This window comes from Maribacter sedimenticola, from assembly GCF_900188415.1.
GTDB lineage: Bacteria > Bacteroidota > Bacteroidia > Flavobacteriales > Flavobacteriaceae > Maribacter > Maribacter sedimenticola.
This window is the reverse complement of the sequence record NZ_FZNV01000020.1, coordinates 1-1,235: the sequence shown is the minus strand read 5'-3', so window position 1 is coordinate 1,235 and position 1,235 is coordinate 1. Positions and strand designations below refer to the sequence as shown.

Sequence of the window (1,235 nt, the reverse complement as noted above, 5' to 3'; positions counted from 1 at the left end):
GCCTGGAATGATACCGGTGCTCCATTTTCATTGGTATAGGTAAAACTTCCATCCCCGTTATCTACTACATTAGTAATCGTTTCATTTATATCAACGGGCGTAATTCCTGGTTCAGAAATAGTTGCAATTCTATTCCCGCCAACAATATTGGTAACACTTACATCATCGTCAGCAAGATTATCTACATATGCTTTATTTACAGCATCATTGGCATTAACTGGTGAACCTAAGTCTGTAATAACATTACCAGCAGCACTAGGGTCTCTTGTTAAAACATCTTCTAAATCTTGTAATTCGTTCTGGTCGTCTTTATCGCCATCTAACAATTCACTCGCCGTAATAGCATCAGTCAATTCCTGGTCCGTAGCAAACGTATTATTTAAATCAACTCCGGTTGCACCAGGTGCAGGGTTGGTTAATTCTAAAGTTGTTCCTGTTAATTCTACATCTGAAAGCTCATTTTCTGGATCTGGATCCGCATCTGGCGCAGCACTTCCTCCTACTTGTTGCCAAATTGTACCATCCCAAGCGTATAATTGACCATTATCAGTATCTACATAAGTATCACCTGAATTTGTTCCATTTGCAATTGGAGGACCTGAAGCCAAGACAGCTAACTCGTTGGTTTCATCTTCATCTGAATCTATAGAGTTAATCGTATAATTGCCATTTCCATCATCATCTACCGTAACAGCTCCCGTACCGGCAGTTACCGTTTCACTTAATGAAGATAAATCTACATTTGCCGACGTACCTCTTTCAATATCTATTTGAAGCTGGTTAGTACCATTTAACGTGGCTCCAGTAAGGTTTTGATTGTCACTGCTATTGTTCGCTAAATCTGCGATAGCATCTTCTACCGTTGTTTCATTCACCGAGTCGCCATCTACATCAATAGGAGTCAATAAATTTACCTGTGATGCATCCTGGTCATCAGTTCCGTCAAAGGAAATTGGAGTACCATCACCATTGTTGAATGTAAATGTTCCGTTACCGTTATCCGTTAATTGAGATTTAGTAATTGTTTGTGTGCTATTATCCTCACGGGTAAAAGTCAAGGTACCATCATTATTATCAACGATACTTGTAATTGTCTCGTTGATGTCCGCGGTGGTTCCGTCGGCCTCCGTTACCGTTGCGATACGGTTACCCGCTACAAGGTTGCTGATCACCAGTCCGTTCGTATCGATGATCACATCGCTGCCGTCATTGTTCGTAAAGGTATAGGTACCGTC

1 protein-coding gene is annotated in these 1,235 nt (G+C 41.1%); it reads right to left on the bottom strand.

The window, feature by feature from the left end:
• The coding region (locus CHB68_RS18665) for an autotransporter outer membrane beta-barrel domain-containing protein (RefSeq protein WP_179213239.1) at positions 1 to 1,235 on the bottom strand (1,235 nt) is incomplete at both ends.